This window comes from Paenibacillus solani (genome assembly GCF_050475945.1).
In the GTDB taxonomy this organism is placed as follows: domain Bacteria; phylum Bacillota; class Bacilli; order Paenibacillales; family Paenibacillaceae; genus Paenibacillus_AQ; species Paenibacillus_AQ solani_A.
Window position 1 is genome coordinate 361,910 of record NZ_JBCMXJ010000010.1, and the last position, 21,119, is coordinate 383,028.

Annotated in this window: 20 protein-coding genes and 3 pseudogenes; 22 read left to right on the forward strand and 1 reads right to left on the reverse strand. The window is 40.4% G+C overall.

The window, feature by feature from the left end; translation table 11 throughout:
* Positions 1–4 precede the first annotated feature (4 nt).
* From ABEQ74_RS12760 to ABEQ74_RS12865, 22 genes and pseudogenes are all read left to right on the forward strand, one after another.
* Positions 5–5,071: a polymorphic toxin-type HINT domain-containing protein gene (locus ABEQ74_RS12760; RefSeq protein WP_430122547.1), complete on the forward strand. Its 5,067-nt coding sequence runs from the start codon at positions 5–7 to the stop codon at positions 5,069–5,071.
* A 14-nt stretch (positions 5,072–5,085) separates the two neighbouring features.
* The gene (locus ABEQ74_RS12765) at positions 5,086–5,454 is read left to right on the forward strand and encodes a hypothetical protein (RefSeq protein WP_430122548.1); all 369 of its coding nucleotides are present in this window, start codon (positions 5,086–5,088) and stop codon (positions 5,452–5,454) included.
* A 368-nt stretch (positions 5,455–5,822) separates the two neighbouring features.
* Entirely contained in the window at positions 5,823–6,233 is a 411-nt protein-coding gene (locus tag ABEQ74_RS12770; RefSeq protein ID WP_083659710.1) for a VOC family protein, read from the forward strand.
* Between the two features lie 329 nt (positions 6,234–6,562).
* Positions 6,563–6,952: a hypothetical protein gene (locus ABEQ74_RS12775; RefSeq protein WP_430122549.1), complete on the forward strand. Its 390-nt coding sequence runs from the start codon at positions 6,563–6,565 to the stop codon at positions 6,950–6,952.
* A gap of 68 nt (positions 6,953–7,020) precedes the next feature.
* Positions 7,021–7,176: pseudogene (locus ABEQ74_RS12780) on the forward strand (Chromate resistance protein ChrB); the annotation flags it as partial.
* A 179-nt stretch (positions 7,177–7,355) separates the two neighbouring features.
* Positions 7,356–7,691 carry a hypothetical protein gene (locus ABEQ74_RS12785; protein ID WP_430122550.1) on the forward strand — a complete coding sequence of 112 codons (336 nt, stop codon included), beginning with the start codon at positions 7,356–7,358 and terminating at the stop codon, positions 7,689–7,691.
* Positions 7,692–7,965: 274 nt separating this feature from the next.
* The gene (locus ABEQ74_RS12790) at positions 7,966–8,829 is read left to right on the forward strand and encodes a polymorphic toxin-type HINT domain-containing protein (protein ID WP_430122551.1); all 864 of its coding nucleotides are present in this window, start codon (positions 7,966–7,968) and stop codon (positions 8,827–8,829) included.
* A gap of 5 nt (positions 8,830–8,834) precedes the next feature.
* The gene (locus ABEQ74_RS12795) at positions 8,835–9,167 is read left to right on the forward strand and encodes a hypothetical protein (protein ID WP_430122552.1); all 333 of its coding nucleotides are present in this window, start codon (positions 8,835–8,837) and stop codon (positions 9,165–9,167) included.
* Between the two features lie 128 nt (positions 9,168–9,295).
* Positions 9,296–10,460, forward strand: a pseudogene (locus ABEQ74_RS12800) (IS3 family transposase).
* Positions 10,461–11,008: 548 nt separating this feature from the next.
* The gene (locus ABEQ74_RS12805; protein WP_430122553.1) at positions 11,009–11,551 is read left to right on the forward strand and encodes a dihydrofolate reductase family protein; all 543 of its coding nucleotides are present in this window, start codon (positions 11,009–11,011) and stop codon (positions 11,549–11,551) included.
* Between the two features lie 267 nt (positions 11,552–11,818).
* The gene (locus ABEQ74_RS12810) at positions 11,819–12,025 is read left to right on the forward strand and encodes a PLD nuclease N-terminal domain-containing protein (protein ID WP_430122554.1); all 207 of its coding nucleotides are present in this window, start codon (positions 11,819–11,821) and stop codon (positions 12,023–12,025) included.
* Positions 12,025–12,930 carry an ATP-binding cassette domain-containing protein gene (locus ABEQ74_RS12815; protein ID WP_430122555.1) on the forward strand — a complete coding sequence of 302 codons (906 nt, stop codon included), beginning with the start codon at positions 12,025–12,027 and terminating at the stop codon, positions 12,928–12,930. Before ABEQ74_RS12810 ends, ABEQ74_RS12815 begins: the two co-directional genes overlap by 1 nt.
* Positions 12,927–13,706 carry an ABC transporter permease gene (locus tag ABEQ74_RS12820; RefSeq protein ID WP_430122556.1) on the forward strand — a complete coding sequence of 260 codons (780 nt, stop codon included), beginning with the start codon at positions 12,927–12,929 and terminating at the stop codon, positions 13,704–13,706. Before ABEQ74_RS12815 ends, ABEQ74_RS12820 begins: the two co-directional genes overlap by 4 nt.
* A gap of 61 nt (positions 13,707–13,767) precedes the next feature.
* Positions 13,768–13,953, forward strand: coding sequence for a hypothetical protein (locus tag ABEQ74_RS12825; RefSeq protein WP_430122557.1), 186 nt, complete (start codon positions 13,768–13,770; stop codon positions 13,951–13,953).
* 754 nt (positions 13,954–14,707) lie between these two features.
* Positions 14,708–14,908, forward strand: coding sequence for a hypothetical protein (locus tag ABEQ74_RS12830; RefSeq protein ID WP_430122580.1), 201 nt, complete (start codon positions 14,708–14,710; stop codon positions 14,906–14,908).
* Positions 14,881–15,063 carry a Type 1 glutamine amidotransferase-like domain-containing protein gene (locus tag ABEQ74_RS12835; RefSeq protein ID WP_430122558.1) on the forward strand — a complete coding sequence of 61 codons (183 nt, stop codon included), beginning with the start codon at positions 14,881–14,883 and terminating at the stop codon, positions 15,061–15,063. Before ABEQ74_RS12830 ends, ABEQ74_RS12835 begins: the two co-directional genes overlap by 28 nt.
* 35 nt (positions 15,064–15,098) lie before the next feature.
* Entirely contained in the window at positions 15,099–15,332 is a 234-nt protein-coding gene (locus tag ABEQ74_RS12840) for a hypothetical protein (RefSeq protein WP_430122577.1), read from the forward strand.
* A 245-nt stretch (positions 15,333–15,577) separates the two neighbouring features.
* The gene (locus ABEQ74_RS12845) at positions 15,578–16,012 is read left to right on the forward strand and encodes a GNAT family N-acetyltransferase (protein ID WP_430122559.1); all 435 of its coding nucleotides are present in this window, start codon (positions 15,578–15,580) and stop codon (positions 16,010–16,012) included.
* A gap of 308 nt (positions 16,013–16,320) precedes the next feature.
* A complete protein-coding gene (locus ABEQ74_RS12850; protein ID WP_430122560.1) occupies positions 16,321–17,436 on the forward strand; it encodes an aminopeptidase in 1,116 nt (371 codons plus the stop codon).
* Between the two features lie 741 nt (positions 17,437–18,177).
* On the forward strand, positions 18,178–19,098 hold the full coding sequence (locus ABEQ74_RS12855; RefSeq protein ID WP_430122561.1) for a serine hydrolase domain-containing protein: 921 nt from the start codon (positions 18,178–18,180) through the stop codon (positions 19,096–19,098).
* A 36-nt stretch (positions 19,099–19,134) separates the two neighbouring features.
* Complete coding sequence (locus ABEQ74_RS12860; protein WP_430122562.1) at positions 19,135–19,536, forward strand: HIT family protein; 402 nt, start codon at positions 19,135–19,137, stop codon at positions 19,534–19,536.
* Positions 19,537–19,999: 463 nt separating this feature from the next.
* Complete coding sequence (locus tag ABEQ74_RS12865) at positions 20,000–20,680, forward strand: hypothetical protein (protein ID WP_430122563.1); 681 nt, start codon at positions 20,000–20,002, stop codon at positions 20,678–20,680.
* Positions 20,681–21,004: 324 nt separating this feature from the next.
* On the opposite strand, the pseudogene ABEQ74_RS12870 reads toward ABEQ74_RS12865, so the two are convergent.
* Positions 21,005–21,103, reverse strand: a pseudogene (locus ABEQ74_RS12870) (IS3 family transposase); the annotation flags it as partial.
* Positions 21,104–21,119 lie beyond the last annotated feature (16 nt).

A 21,119-nucleotide genomic window follows, 5' to 3' on the forward strand; every position in this document is an offset into this window, starting at 1 on the left:
CGATGTGTTCAAAAAAGGATTTATAGCTGTTTTATGTATATGTTTATTATTGGCAAGTATGGGCTCTCTGGTATATGGAGACAGCAGTAAGGTAACAGCCAAGTCAAGAGAGATTTCTTCACCTGCAATTACGATTCCGGTGTTGGCTCAACAGTATGGTGTAGACACCGCTTGGATTCAAGAGAAGATTGCGGATGGATATACCTTGTATCAGATATACTCATCTCTGGACGGCAATAAAAGCTCAAAAGCAGCCGATACCGTTCTGGCTAATATACAGGTACCGGATGCTGTGCAATATGATGAGAAGGCTATCGTGTCATTATCCAAAACGTTAGCTGAAGATTCAAATGATGTGGACGAAGCAGCTCTTGAGCAGGTACGAATTCATGACGACTCGTCGGCCTATTTCAACAGCTACGGTCTCGATTCGGTCTCCATGGCTACCGGTGATTTAAATTATGCCAGTGTAGATTTGGAGCTACCGGGTATGATCCCTTTTTCATTAACACGGGTATACGACAGCTCGAAGGCGAACGAAGAGATCGGAATCCGCAAGGATGAGGGAACTGGACAGGCCGTTAATGACACTAATATACGAAGAGAGGAGTCAACTTACGGCATAGGTCGGGGTTGGAGATGGGATCTTCCCCATGTCCAAGAGCATGGTGGTAAACATTATTTGTATTTTCCCGGAGCAGGCACCTACTCATTGTCCGATACTCTGGATATCATCGGATATACCTGGAATGATATGAGTTTGAGCACGGATCAAGGTGTGATGGTGAATGGAGAACAGAGTCAATATAAACTGATTGTTCTTAACGGATATGTTTATTATTTTAATGCAAATGGCTATCTGCTACAGATCAGGGATAATTACGGCAATACAGTAAACTTCTATTATGATCAGCTACCTGATGGACCTGTATTAAAGCGGATTTCGAATAGCGAAGGAAATACTCTCCAATTTAACTATAATACATTGAGTCTTTCTGTGGTTTTGGAGGGAACTGATCAAAGCATGGAATATCGTAAGGTTCAGAAAGAAGGTTTTACACTTCTTGCAGAGGCTGTCGACTCCACGTCTCGAAGTACCACCTATGTGTACAACCAACCGGTATCGAGATTTAATTTCCTATCCGGGCTGGTGAGCATACCTGAACAGCATGAAGCTGACGGAACAGTTTTATTGACTCGTATCGTGTACCCAACATCTCGGATCACCGATATTCAATATGATTCGTCATTGAAACAGATTGGGAATTATGCAACTAGGCATGTATTTAAGGTCAGCTCACGCAAGGATACATTCAGTTCTACATTGGGAGAAAAAATACTGGGTTCCCGCAGCTTCAAGTATACGGGCGAAGACTTGAATCGTTATGGTCAAGATGTGAACTGGACCACCACAGTAAGCAGCAGTAAATGGGACGAAACGTACAAGCTGAGCAGTACCTTTGAGGGAAGCTCAAGCCCAGCGCTTCATTACTTGCAGGAGTATCGCCAATCGGGAGATTCGGTTAGTTATATCGAAGAGTATGTCTATGATGAGACGAACAAACGAAATGCACCGCAGCAGATCCAAGAACGATATATTCAAAATGGTGCAGCTTCCGAGCCTGTTTACACGTCGTATACCTATGATGAATATGGTCTCATCACATCGGAGAGGTCAAGCACCGGCCAGGAAACAAGCTATGAATACCAGCAAATGACGGGTACAGCAGAGTGGAAGGAACCTTCCAAGGTAACCGTCAAAATGAACGATACACAGTCTCAGGTTACACAGCTTGAATATGACGGGCAGGGCAGTGTAACGAAAGTGGGAGTGTCCCAAGGAACGGGCGGAACACCGCTTGCTCAATCCGAGTATGAGTATGACACTTACGGCAACCGGACAAAAACCAAAGTCAGGGATGATTCACGATTTATTGAACAGACGTACAAGTACGAGTCCCCGCATGGACGTCATCTGCTGACAAACCAAAGCATGGTCGTGAAGGACGCAGCTGCACGGTCCTCCGTCATTACGACGGACTATTCATATTGGCCGACAGGACAGCTCAAGAGCCAGAGAGATAGCGACGGAAACGTGCAAGCGTACACTTATGATAAATGGGGTAGAATCACCCAGCTTGAATACAGTGACGGCACGCTTTCGAGCGTACGTTACGATGATGCATTGAATCGCGTGACTCAGACAGCAGCGGATGGCGTGATTACGACGCAGCAGTTTGATCCGTTTGGGCTGCTGGTGCAGGAGAAAACGCATGATGCGTTGTATGAGTATGAATATGATGATGAAGGCAACATGACGGAAGTGACCGATGCCGAAGGCAACACGACAAGCCTAACGTATGATGCTTTTGGAAGAAACACGAAAACGGTATACGCTGATGGAACCAGCAGCAGCACAGATTATCAGGTCGTGGAACGGACAACCACGTATAGCGACGCTGCTGGAACCAAACAGCGCGAAACCTATGATGTACTGGGAAGAACAACATCAACGCAAGAGTGGAAAAATGGAGGATTTGCGCCGCTTCAGCATCTGGGATACGATCTGCTCGGTCAGGTGACGGCATCCATGGATGGTAATCAGCAGCGCACCGAGTATACGTACGACGTGCTGGGCCGCTTGACCTCGGTAAAGGATCCGAAGGGAGAGGTTACTCGCTATACTTATAGTATGGCTGGTGATTTGGTTCAGATCGTAATGCCTGATAAACAGACGGTAACGAAGTCGTATGATGAGATGGGCCGCCTGATCAGCCAGACCGATATGGCCAATCAAACCACGGTCTACCATTATGATAATCGTAGTAATGTCACGCAAGTGGTGGACCGTAAGAACCAAATCTATAACTACGGTTATGACTCCGAGAATCAGCTGATTTCAAAGAGCGGACCGGATTTCTCGGTGAATTACACCTATGATGACGCAGGCCGCCGGACCAGTATGACCGATCCTACGGGTAAGACGACGTATTCTTACAATCCTGAGGATGGGACGCTGAAGGAACTGGAGTTTCCGGACGGAACCAGGGTGTCGTATGAATATAATACGCAATCGAAAACCGGATATATCCTGACGGACGCTGCCGGAGCATCTATTCGTATATCGTCTGAGCTCGATGAAATGAACCGGGTCTCGGCGATGGATATCAGCACCGGAAGCAGTGGACCTGCCTTGATGTCTGCTTCTCCGCTTGATCGAATGACCTTTAAATATAAGGCTAACAGTTTGCTGGAGCGCCGAAGCTTTGATAGTGGACTCAGTACCGATTTTAACTATGACGGATATGACTTGTCAGGCGTAACGGTTCAGCAGGGAAGTACATCCGTGCACGAATTCGGATATAGCTATGACCCGAACAAAAATATCATCTCCCGCACGGAGAACGGAACGTCAGGACAATTCACTTATGACCCGCTGAACCGGATTCAGTCGGAAACGTCAGGTGACAAGAATTTACGTTATACGTATGACGCTAACGGGAACCGGCTGGAGCAGGGAAGCGGTAAGATATTCGGCCTGAAGGAAGCAGACTATACGTTCGACAGCCAGAACCGGTTAACCCAGGTGGCCGGGGAAGGCAAGAAAGTCAGCTACACCTATAACGGGGACGGGTTACTGTATGAACGTAAAGAAGGCACGGATACGACGCGTTATTACTATGACGAGGAAGCTAAACTCATTGCGGAAGCGGAAGTAACTGAAAGTGGGGCCGCTATTACCTATGCCTATGTCTATGACCTCTACGGTCAGTTAACGGCAAGGCAGGACCTAGCCACCGGGAAGTTGCAGTACTACCAATTCAACGGTCACGGTGATGTCGTCGGTTTGGTGGATGAGCAGGGGACGTCGCTAAACAGGTACTCTTACGATATTTGGGGTGGTCCGGTTGAAACCGAAGAAACCGTCCCGAACGTAATGCGCTATGCCGGCGAGTATTGGGATGAAACGACGGGCCTGCAGTACCTGCGTGCCCGCTGGTACGATCCGGGTACTGCACGGTTTATGGGTGAGGATACGTATGAAGGGGAATTAGAAGATCCGTTAAGTCAGAATCTGTATGCGTATGTGGAGAATAATCCACTGATTTATGTGGATCCAAGTGGAAACAGCCCGGCTACAGCCAAATCATGCGCACTTCTCTGTTTTGCTGCAGGAACGATCATAGAAACGCAAGACGGACCGAAAGCGATTGAAGAGATTGAAATCGGAGACTATGTGCTGGCCCAGAGTGAAGTGACTGGTGAACTAGATTATAAGCCGGTTGAAGAGACCTATCATCGGGTAACGGAAGAAACCTATCATATCCAGGTGGAGGATACTGTCATCGTCACGACGGCAGAGCATCCATTTTGGGTGATAGGGAAAGGCTGGGTCGAATCCAGAGATTTAAAAGCAGGAGATCGGCTTGTCAATGATGAAGGAATAGAGTATGTCATTGAAAAGATCGAAATCAAGCAAGAAACGATCCGAGTGTACAACTTCAGCGTTGGGGACTACCATACGTATTTCGTAACGGGACTCAAGCTATGGACCCATAACTGCGGTGGAAGTGGAGGCCGAGGCGCTGGCGGCGGAGCCGGAGGCAGCGGAGGATTTGTGCCAAGGATTGGCGGTGGTGGAGGAACATCCCTGCCTAAAAAGGTAACGAGCCCGAAACAAAAACAGAAGCCTGTGGTTAATTTGCCGCAACTGAACAAGCAGCTTCAAAAGGCGATTGCACAATTCCAGAAGAATAGGAGTAAGGGGACGCCAAAAACTAAGTATGCTACAAATAATTTACCGAAGGATCCTAAAGAATTAATTAAAAACGGCTGGAAAGATGCAACGCCAGAAGGAATGGCGAAAAATACTAGATCGCGAGAGTATATTGACCCTGTTAAAGGAATGAAAGTTAGATTTGACCCTGGGAAACCAGGAGCAAATGGTTTTGAGGGTAAAGATCATTATCATATTCACAACCCAAATAGTACTGGGAAAAATGATTATTACCTTGATGTTAATGGTAATCCGGTAGCAAAAGGCTCGAAAGCATCCCACATTCTACCTTAGATTAGGAGAGCAAAATGAAACCATCAGAATTTATTAAAGTGTATACCCTTTTTGATAGTCTTGTAGAGGATTTAAAATATAATGAAGCCAAGAAGCAGTTAAGGATGACTTTAGATTTGTGTCAGTGGAAACAATCTTTCTATGTTGAAACCGAACCAGAAATGCAGCTTGGGATATTAATTTTCTCCGGTGTAACGTTCTACAAAACTGAACCTCATTTGTTTAATTTGGACAGTAGTGAAATACTAGAAGTCGATGTACTTCAATTTGATGGAGAAGGTGAGCGTATTAAAATAGTTCTTAATGGTTTGGACGATGTAATTGTACTAAACATTCAATCTAACGAAATTGAATGGAAAGAAATAAAGACTATAAATGGATAATAGTTAGGAGCTTACAACGTAACAACAAGATCGTACAATACAACCAACAAATCAATTTTGCCACATGCGATTAAGTTTCGCATGTGGTTTTTTAATTAATTCGTTAACGTTTGTCGAGGGACAAGAACATGGTCCCATTGAAAGTCGCTATTGTAGCGGCTTTTTTGTTTTATCGGTACAAGTTCTTGTCCCGAGTCGAGGACAAGAACTTGTACCGATTGCCGTAAAGGACAAGAACATGAACCGATCACCGATTAGATAAGTATCTAACTATGTTCAATGCAATATCATTAAGCTAACGGGCAGGATAATGATAATTCTGTATAGAAGAATTCACGGTAACCTTAAAAAGAAGGTAGGAGCTAAATATGCAGAATATGAACAATCAACATCTTCAGACCGCTAATAACGTATACATTGAAGGCATTCAGTATACAGAGATCCCTGTTTTCGATTTGGAAAAGGCGGTTGATTGGTATTGTGGAAAACTGGGTGCAAAACTTGGACTACTTAACAATGAACTTGCATTCGTAGATTTCTCTATGGGTCCTAGTTTATTTTTAGTCAAGACAAATGATGACACTTCAGCCACATTCATGGTAAATGGTCAAGACCATTACACAATCGGATTTCGTGTTAAGGACATTCAAGGATTTCATAATTTTCTATCACAACTCGATACGAAAGTAAGTCCTATTGTTGTTGAAGGACATGGAAGCTTCTTTACGTTTTACGATCCTTTTGGAAATATGTTTGACGTTCATCAACCGCCACAATAAATTCGTAAATATCCCGAAGTTCTTCCTTATCTTTAACTAGCAGGATACGTTTGAATGGAGCTGCTTTACGCCGGCTCACGGTCGTTTAACTTTCAGAAATTATTCAAGGCTATAAACAGACCGTGATGTCTATTATTGCTGATATGGGAGCTACCCTGAGTAGTAGCCTTCGTTTGCTAAAAATCAAAAGTTACAAAATCGGCTATGTGTAACTATTGGAATAAAGTGATTTATAGATTCTGGGCTCTTAAATGTTGACGTAATTAAACATTTGTTTATGTCGAGATCCATTCGCTCCTCATACTATAGAGCTGAGGGAGGTGATGTACTTGGCAAAAACAACGCAGCCCGTAACCATTGGGGCGAATAGTATTGCGAAGATTGGAGAACAATTTTTCCTGATTGTCGAAGTTGAAGCGAAATCACCTGGTGTAGAAATCGACCCGGTGTTCGCCGTTCGGACGACTGCCCAACAAGCAAGAAGTCTCATTCGTGCAGGTGTCATGCGTACGATCTTTCAACCCAAGACTCCAACCCCGAGTCCTGGCAAGAAAGTTGAACTGAAAGGTGTACTGTTCGCTAATGGTCGTATTTTTTCTGTTTTCGACGTGGAAAATTCAACAGACGTATCTGTTTTAGTGCGGATTAATCGGGAACAAGCAAATAAACTTATCCGAGGCGGCGCACGTATCATCAAAGTAATAAGAAAGCCGTTCTAAACTGCAATTTATAATAAGCCGACCATCACGCCTGATGGTCGGCTTATTATTAGTTATTAAAACGATGGTTTCGAAAAATCGAAAAGAGAGATTTTTTCCAGAGTGCTAATGCTCCGTTGGCGAGAAATCAATTAAATAATTGTGAGGTCAAATTAGCTCAATTCACTGACCAAGTATATCGAACTGAAGGAAAAATTGAGGGTGAAATATTTCATGGTACTTAAATTAAACAAATATAGAAAAACAGCACCTCTTATTTAAATGGGGTATGCTTAGATCCAATAACAAGGAGCCCTGAGATTGCAAGATTACCAGAGCAAATGAGGTAATTAAACCAGATAAGAGCGCAGTAGAATATGAACTCCCGTTCAGCTACCAGGAAGAATCTTTCAAAGAGTTAATTATGAAACTTTTTTCACAAGGGAATATTTCTTATCTTGAAGTAAAATGGTGCCTTAACCATATCGTTTGGAATTTAGCATATAATCATTTTATAGATTGGATGAAAATTGCAAAGGAATCTGCACATCTAAAAACAAGACCAAAAACAAAATATGATGATATTTTTAGTGAAGATTCAATTTGTTTATTTTTAAATAAAGAAAATGGGCTTGAACTGTACAATGTACAAAGAGAAAGTTGGTACTATGATTTAAGTTGTCCGCATAAAAACAAGAAAAAAATCAGTTCTGAAGAAATATCTCATTTACCAATGAGATTGGCTCTAACAAAAAGGTAATGCAGATAGATGGCAGCTGAACATTATCTTAGAGAATTAAAGATTTTATCGACAATTAAATGATCTACTGAGATTAAAACAATAACTCGAGCTTTTTTATGAGTTATTGTTTTTGCATTATTAATCTGATGCAAAGGGAAGAATGTTGTCGGGTGACAAAAACATAGCAACATCAGAAACCGCTAATTATGCGGTTTTTTTATTTATGTTATCAAGTTCTTGTCAAAACGCAATGACAAGAACTTGATAACATTCCCGACAGATGACAAGAACATTGTTACAATCCCGATATAGACGCCTTTGTATTAAACTAAATTATAAGCCGGTTGAAGAGACCTATCATCGGGTAACGGAAGAAACCTATCATATCCAGGTGGAGGATACTGTCATCGTCACGACGGCAGAGGATCCATTTTGGGTGATAGGGAAAGGCTGGGTCGAATCCAGAGATTTAAAAGCAGGAGATCGGCTTGTCAATGATGAAGGAATAGAGTATGTCATTGAAAAGATCGAAATCAAGCAAGAAACGATCCGAGTGTACAACTTCAGCGTTGGGGACTACCATACGTATTTCGTAACGGGACTCAAGCTATGGACCCATAACTGCGGTGGGAGTGGAGGCCGAGGCGCTGGCGGCGGAGCCGGAGGCAGCGGAGGATTTGTGCCAAGGATTGGCGGTGGTGGAGGAACATCCCTGCCTAAAAAGGTAACGAGCCCGAAACAGAAACAGAAGCCTGTGGTTAATTTGCCGCAACTGAACAAGCAGCTTCAAAAGGCCATAGCACAATTTCAGAAGAATGGGAGTAAGGAGACTGGAAACTCTTTAGTAAAAGATACTGGTAACATTTCCAAAAACACTGCTAACTTAAGGTCCTGGGCAAAACGAAATGGTTGGGTGAGACAAGATACTGCTGGTGGTGTCGAACAATGGGGAGTAAGGGACGCCACTGGGAAATTTAGCTGGAGGCTGAAGTTGAAACCTAAAGTAAGTACAAGGGAAGGGCTAGGAACAGGAAGTAACCAACCTCATTTCGATGCTAGGCTAGATGATAAAGGTACATCAATATCATACATTAATCCGTGTACAGGAAAACGGGGTGGTACGAGTGTTGGTACCCATATTCCATTAGGGAAGTGAAGTCTATGAAGAAGGAGAAACTTTTAGAAATTTTGAATGACCCAACTGCATCAGATGCAGAAAAAGATGACGCGGTAATTGAATTAGGAATCAATTTTCATGATGCTGAGACAGTGGACATTTTATTACAATTATCCAATGACAGTAATTATGATGAGATGATTGCAGCTAGCTGCGGAGAATATTTAGGACATATTTGGCTAACTACACAGCAAATAAGCTATGAAAAGTTATCTCATCTAAAAGGCATCGCCTTGACAGAGGCTCTTTCCCAAATTAAAGCGCAACGCCCAGATTGGTACCAAATATATATGAAAATGTATTCTCAATCAAAGTAGCTGTCGGGTGACAAAAACATAGTAACATTAGAAGCCGCTGATATGGTATTCTCCCCTCATGGTAGACAACGAAAAAGAGACATCTGTTAAGATGGACTTACGTGTTGTCTGCTGGAGGGGGTTTTTTTATGGGGAAAACAGGACGTACAAACAAGAGTTATTCTGAGGAAGTTAAGAAGGAAGCCGTGCGGCTGGCTATTGAGGAGAACATGTCCTATCGAGAGGTGGCCAGGCGACTGGGGATTCGGAATAAGACACAAGTTGAGGTATGGGTGAAATGGCATCAAGAAGGTAGAGTTCTAGAACAAGAAGCCTTTCACAAAGGGCGGCCGAAGACTAAGTTTACCAGCCTTGAAGAAGAGGTGGCTTATTTAAAGGCGGAGATCGCATACCTAAAAAAGCGGTATCCAAATCTACACGGGGAGTGACGAGCAAAGCCATTCGTTGCACGATCATTGAGGAATTAAGACAGGAATATCCGCTGAAGTGGCTTCTGCAGCTAGCGGATGTTTCGCGGGCCGGTTATTACAAGTGGCGCCGAAGAAGTTCCGAGATGGATGCGCGCAAACAGCAAGAACGACTGCTAGAAGAGCATATTATGGCGATCCATCGCCTACACCCGTACTTCGGTTATTTGCGTATAACATTCGCGTTGAAGCGCGAAGGACTTCATGTTAACCACAAACGGGTTTACCGACTTATGAAGAAGCTGAGCATCCGTTCTGTTATACGAAGGAAACGGCGTTTCTTTGGCAAACAGGCATCCGTTGTTCATCCCAATCGCCTAGAACGAAACTTTCAGTCGGACGCGCCGCTACAAAAATTGGTAACGGATATTACGTACATTCGGGCGGGAGAGCGTTTCGTATATCTATCCGCCATCCAGGACCTGTATAACAATGAAGTGGTGGCGTGGCACTTATCGGAACGCAACGATCTTGCCTTGGTTACGCACACCGTAGACAAGCTAACCGAGAAAGCAGATCTCACCAGCGTTCTCTTGCATTCTGACCAAGGATTCCAATACACTTCAAAACCCTTTAACCGCAAACTCACGAAGCTAGGTATATCCTTGGTAGCCACTCCAGGAGAGGAAACTGCTTTGACAATGCCTGCATTGAGTCATTCTTTTCGCATCTAAAGACCAAGAAAATTTATCTGGTTCACCCGCAAACTTTACCGGATGTGGAACGAGCCATCCACGAATATGTCTTATTCTACAACAATCAGCGTTTTCAGAAAAAACTAAACGACCGCTCCCCGGTTGAGTTCCGAGAAGCGGTCGCAGCTTAAAGATGTCTTTTTATTCGTGTCTACTTGACAGGGGTATGACCAATAATGCGGCTTTTTATATTTATGTTATCAAGTTCTTATCAAAACACAATGACAAGAACTTGATAACATTCCTGACGGATGACAAGAACATTGTTACATTCCCGATATGATTTCATCGACGGCGGCAAAAAAAAGATGATTAGACGCCTTTTTATTAAACTAACGGGCAGTTTAGCTTAATTCATATTGTGAGAAAAGGGATTTTCTCAAATCAGTCGAATATGTAGATTGGCATTTGTTTAATTTTGGAAGGGAATTGATGTGGTATGAAAAATATCCAAGCTTTGGTGGTTGTCACATCGTGGAAGAACATATATTAACTGCGCCAGTGCTGCCCATGAGATACGACCCCTAGACATCAAGCAATTGGTGGTGTCGTTACATATTTTGCACGAAGGTGCCATTGCGATATGGGCCATTCAGCGGCACTCACAGACTGGATGCGCAAACAAATTTACACAGTATTAACCCACATTTAGAAACTAGGATAGAAAGGGGATATTATAATGGCAAAAGTTATTATTCACGCAACAACAACACTAGATGGATACATGGCCGATAAAGACGGTGGTATCGATTGGATGTTCGATTTTGAAGCCACGGACCAAGATTACGCAGTAGTCAATAAAGTCATAGAGGAAATAGGTGCCATAGTTGGTGGCGCAAACAAAACGAACACGATTGAAGAAGGGCAGATACCGTACGGTGGTATGTTGAAAATTCCAATATTCCTCATGACCCACGAAGCCCATGAACCAGTTGAAAAAGATGGTATCACGTATAGTTTCGTTGTTAACGATATTAAGCAAGCCGTTGAGGCTGCCAAAGCAAGCGCTGTCGATAAAAGTGTCGCTCTTTTGGGTGGCAGGATCTCCCGGCAATGCCTCAAACTTGGTCTAGTGGATGAAATCGTATTAGATGTAGTACCCCTGCTGCTGGGTGACGGTATTTCATTATTTGGCGGGCTAGGAGAACGCATGAAGTTGGAGCGGATAGAAACATCGGCCTTTGCGAGTGAGACCCACCTACGATACCGAGTTGTAAAGTAACGTATCATTGCTAGGTTTTGAAACAGACATCTTAAGTTAATGCGGCGACAGACAGATCTTTCCTCTGCTGAGCGCCTGTTGTGACAAGCTGCCTATGGTGGAGCAGGAGATGGAGTTATTTACGAAGTTCGTAGAGATGACGTTAGCCGAAAGAAGTTCTTAATTTAAGAGGAGCCTATTGATATTAGAAAAAGTTATAAGTAGAATTGTAATTCTTGTCGGGTGAAAAAAACATAGTAACATTAGAAGCTGCTGATTAGGCGGGATATGGATGGTTTTAAAGCGATAGAGATTAACTGGAACTTGGTGGCGCCTATCATTATTCTGCAATTTCTGTTATTAATCATTGCTTTAATTACTTTAATTCGAACCGAGCGAACCAACGGACCGAAATGGATGTGGGCAGCAATTATATTGTTTGTTTCCTATTTCGGGTCTATTTTGTTTTTTATCGTTGGAAGGAGAAAAGAGTAGTGAATTTACTTCGTGTAGAAGGATTGCTTAAACAATTTGGACAAGTTACCGCTGTTAACCGGATTAGTTTTCAAATTGAAAAAGGGCGTTGTGTGGCTCTGCTAGGAGCAAACGGGGCTGGAAAAACAACGACTTTGAAAATGCTGTGCGGACTTATCAAACCAAGTGGGGGAACAATTGAGTTTTCCGGAATGAACGGTGTTGATCTGCGTCAATATATCGGATATATGCCTCAGTACCCGGTATTTTATAATTGGATGACAGGACGAGAATTTATTAATTATGTAGGGTCACTGGCTCACCTGAAACGGGCTGATTTAAAGGTTTGCACGCCAGAGTTGCTTGAACTTGTAGGTTTAAAAGATGCGCTGAACCGTAAAATTGGCGGGTACTCTGGAGGAATGAAGCAGCGGCTCGGATTGGCTCAAGCTATGATTCATTCACCCAAATTATTAATGCTTGATGAACCGGTATCGGCCCTAGATCCAATCGGTAGACGTGAAGTGCTTGATATGATGCAGATGATTAAGAAAGAAACCACCATATTGTTTTCAACACATGTTCTGCATGATGCAGAGGAGATAAGTGACGATATCCTCATTATGCGAGGTGGAGAAATTGCTGTGGAGGGTTCCTTATCCGATATTCTGGAAAGTAATCAAAAACCTATCATTAAAATTCAGGCTGAGCATTCACTGGAATCTTGGGCAAATGATTGGAAGGATAATGATTTAATAGAGAATATTGAAGACATCGATGGAGGCTGCCAATTAACAGTTCGCGACATACATAAAGCTAACGAACAGATCTTTGCTGACCTGGCTGACAAAAAAATACCGGTGCTAAAGTATGAAGTTGCACAAACGTCACTTGAAGATTTGTTTATGAAAGTGGTGCAAAAATGAATCAGTGGATGATTATGTTCCGCAAAGAAATGTTAGAAATGTGGAGAAATTCAAAGTGGATCTGGCTTCCGATTGTCTTTGTTCTATTTGGAATTATGCAGCCTGTTACTGCATATTATTTACCTCAGATACTAGAAAATACAGGGAGTATGACTGAGGGCACTATAATCAATATTTCGATGCCAACTGGAGGAGAAGTGTTAATTAAGACCCTTTCACAGTATGGAACCATTGGATTACTGATTATTGTCCTTGCATCTATGGGGATGGTTTCCAATGAAAGGATAAGCGGTGTTGCAGGGATGATTTTGATGAAGCCGGTAAAATTTGCATCCTATTTGACTGTAAAATGGGCGGCTGCGGTGACTATCACAATTATTTCTTTCACGATTGGATTCTTTGTTTCGTGGTATTATACGTCTTCCCTAATAGGTGAGGTTAACCTATCAAGAGCGTTTATCAGTTTTTTGTTATATTGTCTGTGGTTAGCTTTTATCATCACAATTACTTTACTTGCAAGCACATCATTAAAAGGAAATGCTGCGGCGGCATTTATAACGTTAGCATTTGCTACTGTTTTATCACTTATGACTAGTGTTCTTTCCAAATACATGCATTGGAGCCCCTCACATCTAACTGATCAGGCTACGACCTATTTAATGAAGGGAGAATTTGATCCTCATTTATCATTAGTGCTGACAGTAACTTCATTGTCCATTATTGTACTGCTCTATCTGTCTATTTACGTTTTTAAAAAGAAGGAATTAGGGGTTTAAATAAGGAACCGCTTTATTTACAGGAATATTATAAATTATATTATCAAGGAGAGATGTTGCAATGCTTATAGAATTTGTGAAAAAAAATAAATACATTGCTCTCGGAATATTATTTTTATTGCTGGCTTCAGGAGCAGTTTCAAAATTTGTACGTGGCCTAATGATTGATGTTTATCTTAATGGCGGCTTGGCTGTTATCGTTCTAATAATAATACTCTTTTTTGCTGTGAAAGATAAACGGAAATAGTTCTGTGTTTAACATGCTATATAAATTGAATCATAGCTTACCGTCGATAATCTTTAAATTAAATACTGATTTAGAAAATAGGATAGATTCAGTTAAAGTCTATTATGAAAATAATAGAAGCGATCTACCAATTAATCTAATATGTACGAATAGTTTCAGCAATATGAAGAATGAGACTCAAAAAATGAAATCGTATGTTCCGTCAGTGGTTGCGATGAAAATGTTTGACAACCCAACACAAGAAAATAAATTACTTCGTGAATATGTTGATAACTATGTAAACAGATTTTCATTTAAATAGGTCAAAAACAAGAAACCATCATTCAAGAACAGAGTGATGGTTTCTTGTTTTTGTTTTTTGAACTATTCATTTAATAAAGAATAATGATCGGGAATGGTGGGGAATGTTATCAAGTTCTTGTCATTTATGTTATCAAGTTCTTGTCATGTCGGGGGACAAGAACATGGTCTCATTGAAAGCCGCTAATTTAGCGGCTTTTTTGTTTTATCGGGACAAGAACTTGTACCGATTGCCGTAATGGACAAGAACATGAGCCGATTACCGATTAGATAAGTATCTAACTATGTTTCCTTACAATCTCATTAAGCGGGCAGGATAGTTTAATAAACTCACGAATACTCTACATATGGAATTATTTACGAAGTTCGTAGATAAGACGTTAGCAGAAATCAGGGGAATGCTTAATTAAATTATAAAGATTAGATAAACTATTATTTAAGGACGGGGATTTCAATGAGTAGCTTGTTATTAACCTCTTGTGGTTTTTATACTGAAGATATTAAAAATCAATTTCTGGATTTTATTGATAAAGACATTTCTCAATTAAAGGTCTCTATTATTACAACAGCATCCCCTATGAAAGAAAATAATAGATATGCACAAAGGGCAATGCAGATTTCAAGGACATGGGGTTTCAGCATATTAAGTTTGTAGATATAGAATTTGATGACCCGCAAATTCTCATACATAGAGATGTTATTTATATCAATGGTGGAAATTCATTTACATTATTGTATTACGCTAAGAAAAGTGGTGCTGATGAAATTATTAAAACACTGGCCGCACAGAATGTAATTATATTGGAGTAAGTGCTGGAGCGTTATTACTGGGACCGAATATTAACATTGTCGATTTCTTTACTCCACAGATGAACACAATGGATTTAACGGATTTTAAGGCATTAGGTGTAACCGACAAGCTTATTTTTCCTCACTATGATAGAGAGGACGTATTTAAAGATAGTACTAATAAAACAATTGAAGAGAGAATAGTAGAATTTGAATCAAATGAGAACTGTAAAGTGACAAGGCTTAAAGATGAAGAATATATCTCAATCTTAATGAACCAAGCACATTGAAAGTCGTAAATTCATTGAAAGTAGCTCGAAGAAGCCCCTCAAATCTGCTAACACCGTATTCACGCTGCGTGGCTACGCCCCTTGGTCTGCCAGAGGGATTTCGAGGAAGTAGTATCCGGCAGACAACTTCTGCGAGGCTGAGTCTTCGACCCAGTCGCTGACGCTCCTTTAAGCCTCTCGGGTTCGTGAATACAACAACGTTATCGGAAATCCTTGCAAGATTATAAACCATAGGAGCTGAAGGCGTGGACATAAAAGTCAGAATGGCAAAAAAAGATGACGCATTTGAGTTGTCTGAATTGTTCGTTGAGTTTATTGGAACGAGATCTAACATTGAAAAGATCCAATATCAGTTAGACCTATTACATAAGCAACCAAACTACTATGTTGCAGTAGCATGTTTAGAGGAAAAGGTAGTCGGAACAGCCATGGGCATTGTTTGTCCAGATATTGTAGGAGAGTGTCAGCCATACTTGCTTATAGAAAATGTAGTTGTTTCATCTGTGTACCAGGGAAGTGGAATTGGTAAGAAACTCATGAATGCACTCGAGGATTTTGCTATGGAAAACCTATGCTCTTATATAATCTTAGCTTCTAGTAAAAATCGTGAACAAGCCCATAGATTTTATGAATCAATTGGATATGAGGGTACTAAGCGTGGATTTATTAAACGAATCTGATTTGTTAAATACTAAAGTGCTCTCAGAAATTTCGAAGATGGTAAGGACATCTGATAACAACGTATTCACGTATCGGTCTCCCGAGGTGGAAGCAGGGGAGCATACTCAGGGACAACCCTGCACTAGCTAAGTCTTCGACCCGGTAGGCCGATCATTGTGCTCGATCGACCGGCTGCTTAAGCCAGTGAGGGTTCGTGAATGCCCTAACGTTAGACGAAATTATTGTATGATAAACATCTTCATGTATCCAAATACTATCAGCAATAATATGAACAATAAATATAATGAATTTATGAAGGAGACTAACAATGAAAGATCCTAGAATTGAACAACTCGCTAACAATCTTATTCAATATTCGGTGAAGCTACAACGAGGGGAAAAAATATTAATTGAGGTTGATGGTTTGGAAATTCCCTTGGCCAAAGAATTGGTAAGACAAGCTTATCTCGTCGGTGGAGTTCCATTTCTATTAATAAATAATCATGAGATATTAAGAGAGATATTAATCGGCTGTACTGAGGAACAATTAAAAGCAATGGCATCTTACGACCTAAATCGAGTAAACGATATGCAAGCCTATATACTTATTAGAGCTGGGGAGAATATGAGTGAATTAAGTGGTGTATCTCCTGAAAAAATGGCGTTGTACAGGAAGTATTACTCTCAACCGATCAATGGCAGACGATACAACAATACAAAGTGGTGTATTCTTCGTTACCCGAATCATGCCATGGCACAGCAGGCGAACATGTCAACGGAGGATTTTGAGGATTTATATTTTAATGTGTGCAATCTGGACTATTCAAAAATGGATAGAGCTATGGATAATCTAATAGAGTTAATGGAGCAAACAGACAAAGTTAAAATTATAGGAGAAGGAACTGAACTAACATTTTCGATTAAAGGCATGCCTTGTATTAAAGATTCAGGAATTATGAACCTTCCAGATGGTGAAGTTTATACGATACCAGTTAAGGATTCAGTCAACGGAGTTATCTCGTATAATACACCTTCTTTAAAAGAGGGATTCACTTACGAGAACATTCGTTTTGAAATTAAGGACGGCAAAATTATACATGCTACCGGAAATGATTCAGAAAGAATTAATAAATTATTGAATACGGATCAAGGATCGAGGTATTTTGGTGAATTTGGAATTGGTCTTAATCCATATATTGAGAATGTTATGAAAGATACTTTATTTGATGAAAAAATATGGGGAAGCTTTCACTTTACACCTGGATGTGTTCCAGTTAGTTCACCTGGAAATGAAAATTGGTCCGAGCTTCACTGGGATATTGTTAATATCCAAAGGCCTGAATATGGCGGTGGAGAGATATGGTTTGATGATATATTAATCCGCAAAGATGGAATGTTTATTCCTGATATTTTAAAAGGATTAAACCCTGAAAACTTAAAGTGATGATATTGACTTCAAATTTACATCCTTTAAAAAAATTGGATTTGAAATCATGAGTTTGGGGGAGAAATACCCTGGTGATAAAAGATTTCTATGCACTCTACCAATGAATAAGATCATATAAGAGATGATTCAGGAAGCCAGACTTCAAATAACACAATAATCACGCTTCGGGCAGAAAGGAAAAATAGATATTGATGACCGTAATAACACAACTACAAGGACAATTGTCGAAGAATATTTCAAATTTAATACAAGTTGTGAAATTATTAAAATTAGCGGAATGGAAGCACGGTTTATCCCTGGGTCGAATAACACGATCGGCGGATTTATACGATGGGTACAAGATGGTACTTATTTTGAGAAGGATAGCACCTAATTGTGCAAGAAGGATATGATTGAGGTAGCCAAATCGGGAAAATGAAATATTGAACTAATGGAGAACGTTAGTTTAAAACATTCATGGAGCAGTTTGCCGGTTAGCAGCTGCTCCAATTTTCATTAAGCAACGGCATGTTAGTTGAATAAAAACAGTTAGAGCCGAATACACTCCTTTTTTAAAGCTAAGGGCAGATCCTAAAATTAAGCGAAATCATTATCATTATATACGAACGAATATTCTGTGAAATGAGGTGTAGCAAATGGATTACTTTAATGACTTGAATCAATATACAAATGAAATTAAAGATCGCATTGCTGCTTCGGCTGCTGCAATATGCGTTATGAAAGACAACAAAATCCTTCATGAGTGGTATTCTGGATATCATCATTTCCATAAGGGTGCCAGAAAGGTGGATGTGTTTTCTCAATTTAATGTTTATTCACCAAAGGGTTACATATGTAGGTCTAGCAGCTGCTATTGCTATACATGATGGCGCAATAAAAAGTCTCGATGAGCCAATAAGAAATTATTTAATGACTTATGATAGTAGCATTCTAAATAACACAACAATTAGACATTTAGTTACAAGGACAATGGGTTTGCAATTTCAAGGAGACGGTGTACTACGTAGATTTGAAGCAGGTACGTCTTTTGAAGGAAAAAGACCTGAAATACTAGCAGCAATTATCAAAAATGCAACCGGAAAAACTGTAGCTGAACTAATAAACAAGCGAGTGTTTGAACCGTTGGGTATAACGGAGACCGAGTGGAGAACAGCAGGTAAAGAATCTTTAGTTTGTGATATAAATGATCCTAATAGCTACCCCACTTTAAGACTTGAATCAGATGAAGGTAGTGATCGTAATCTTTATGTAAGCGCAAGGGATCTTGCTTTATGGGGAAATTTCCACTTAAATAAGGGATATTTTCAAGGTCAACAAATCCTTCCCAAAGAGTTGTTTGATAACCTCACTTCTGTCTTAACTCCTTCTTCGTTACCATCCCATTTACCAAGGCTAGGATCATTCTGGTGGAAACAAGACAAGAATGTAAAAAACTCTGAAATGGGCTCGGACCTTCCTGAAGGGAGTTATCAAATTCTTGGAGCTTCAGGATGTTCATGTACTGTTATACCTAAGCATAAAGCAGTGGTGGTGAGAATGACAAATAGTCTTTGGACTTTTGGAGGCAAAAATGGATTTGATTATATTTCAGATATCCAAAGGTTCGGTAACCTTGCTTGTTCCGCTTTAAATCAATACTCGAATGTCGCTCAATGGTAAATGTTCTGTTACTGGGGTAGGGAGGAGAGATTGTTAATGGAAGACTGTATATTCAGCAAAATCGTAAAAGGTGAAGCTAATTCTTGGAAGGTTTATGAAAATGAGTCCGTATATGCTTTTCTCGATATAAATCCCGTAAATGAATATCATACTTTAATTATTCCAAAAAGGCATTATGAGAACATTTTTGACACACCTGAAGATGAATTGATAAAAGTAATGTCAGTTGTTAAAAAGATAACTATGTTATATAACACAAAGTTAGGAATCAAAAATGTCCAGATAATCAACAGTTCAGGACCCGAAGCACAACAAGATGTGTTTCACACTCATTTCCATATTCTCCCTAGGAGACATGGTGACAATCAAGATATTAAATGGACGACTCACCGAGAATGGCGAGGAAAATTTGATGATTTGTTAATGGCGTTAAGATAGCATTTAACTCTTGGCTATTGTCGGATCATCCACAGCCTTATTGCGCTAACGGGAGACGATAGTTTAAAACTTTATTGAGCAGTTTGTTGTTGTCACCTGATCGATAACTCACATTATCTATATTTCATCAAATAAAGAACGCGAGACAATGAAGTTGTCGGGTGACAAAAACATAGTAACATTAGAAGCCGCTGATTATGTTGCTTTTTAAATTTATGTTACCAAGTTCTTGTCAAAACACAATGACAAGAACTTGATAACATTACCGACTGATGACAAGAACATTGTTTCATTCCCGATATGATTTCATCGACGGCGGCAGACGCCTTTTATTAAACTAACGGGTAGGATAGAGGAACAGTTAATCAGAAACTAAAATTCAGTATAATTATCATTAATGTTGGTGGCTCAATCACCAGATTATTTTTGAAGTATAAGACGTTAAATGATTGGGGTGCATAAATTGGAATTTACGTTATTAGACAATGGAACAGATTCTTTAAAGAAAGCCAAAGAATCAATTGAACAGTTTGAAGCATTGCATAGAGAACATAGCTTTCATCATCTCAAAGATGCCATCATCTTCATAAACCATGGGATTGAGATATTATTAAAGTATATCCTTTCTAAAAGGAATGAGTCACTTATATTTACCGATTTAAAAGTATACATGGATGCAAAGAAAGAACTAAAGGGTATGCCTCCAAAGGTAGAAGGTTTTGGCATTTACCTAGATAGAAATAAACCAACTGTATTTGATGTACCTGCAAATAAGATAGGAAATAAAAAATTGACCACCATCACCTTAAAGGAAGCTATAGAAAGAGTGGAACTATTATGTGATATTGATATTCCAAATGATTTTAGAAATGCCGTATTTGTCGTTAATGAATATAGAAATAATTTAACTCATCATTCAATTAAACTAACTGCTGCAGATGAGGATAAGCTCATTACCGTTCTAAAGAGTTTATATGATTATTCCCTAGATTTCTTTGAGGAGTATATAGCAGGAATAATGGAGAATATAGATGCTAAGCGTTTTGAACTAACAGTGGGCGAGTGGGAAGAAATCCAACGTGAAATGCAAGATTTTTATTATGAAAGAGCCATGAGTGATTTAAGCGAAGACGATTTTAGGTGAGGTGTCGAGTGACAAGAACATACACTAAAGACGAACCCTATCACAAGTAACAACCGACGGGCTTACTAATGGGTAAAGGACGAACAATAATGATTGAAATGCATTAATGCAAGGGAGCGAACGGATCTTGTCCCGGGACTCCATGTACAGGAACATCGGCCAGTTCGGCTGGGACGGAGGTACCGGCACAACAGTGTACGCTGAGCGGACAATAGCTCTCCGTAAATTATTATTTTGTCTAATGACACAAAGTTACCTACATATTTAAAGTAAAGAAAGCCTGATGGATGGTCATACCCCTGTCAAGTAGACAGATGAAAAAGACTAAGCAGCCAGCGCGTGTCGGTACTCAATCGGCGCGCGCTGTTTGAGTTTTGCCTGAAACCGCTGGTAGTTGTAAAAGTAGATGTAATCTTCAACGGCTTGATGTAACTCTCAT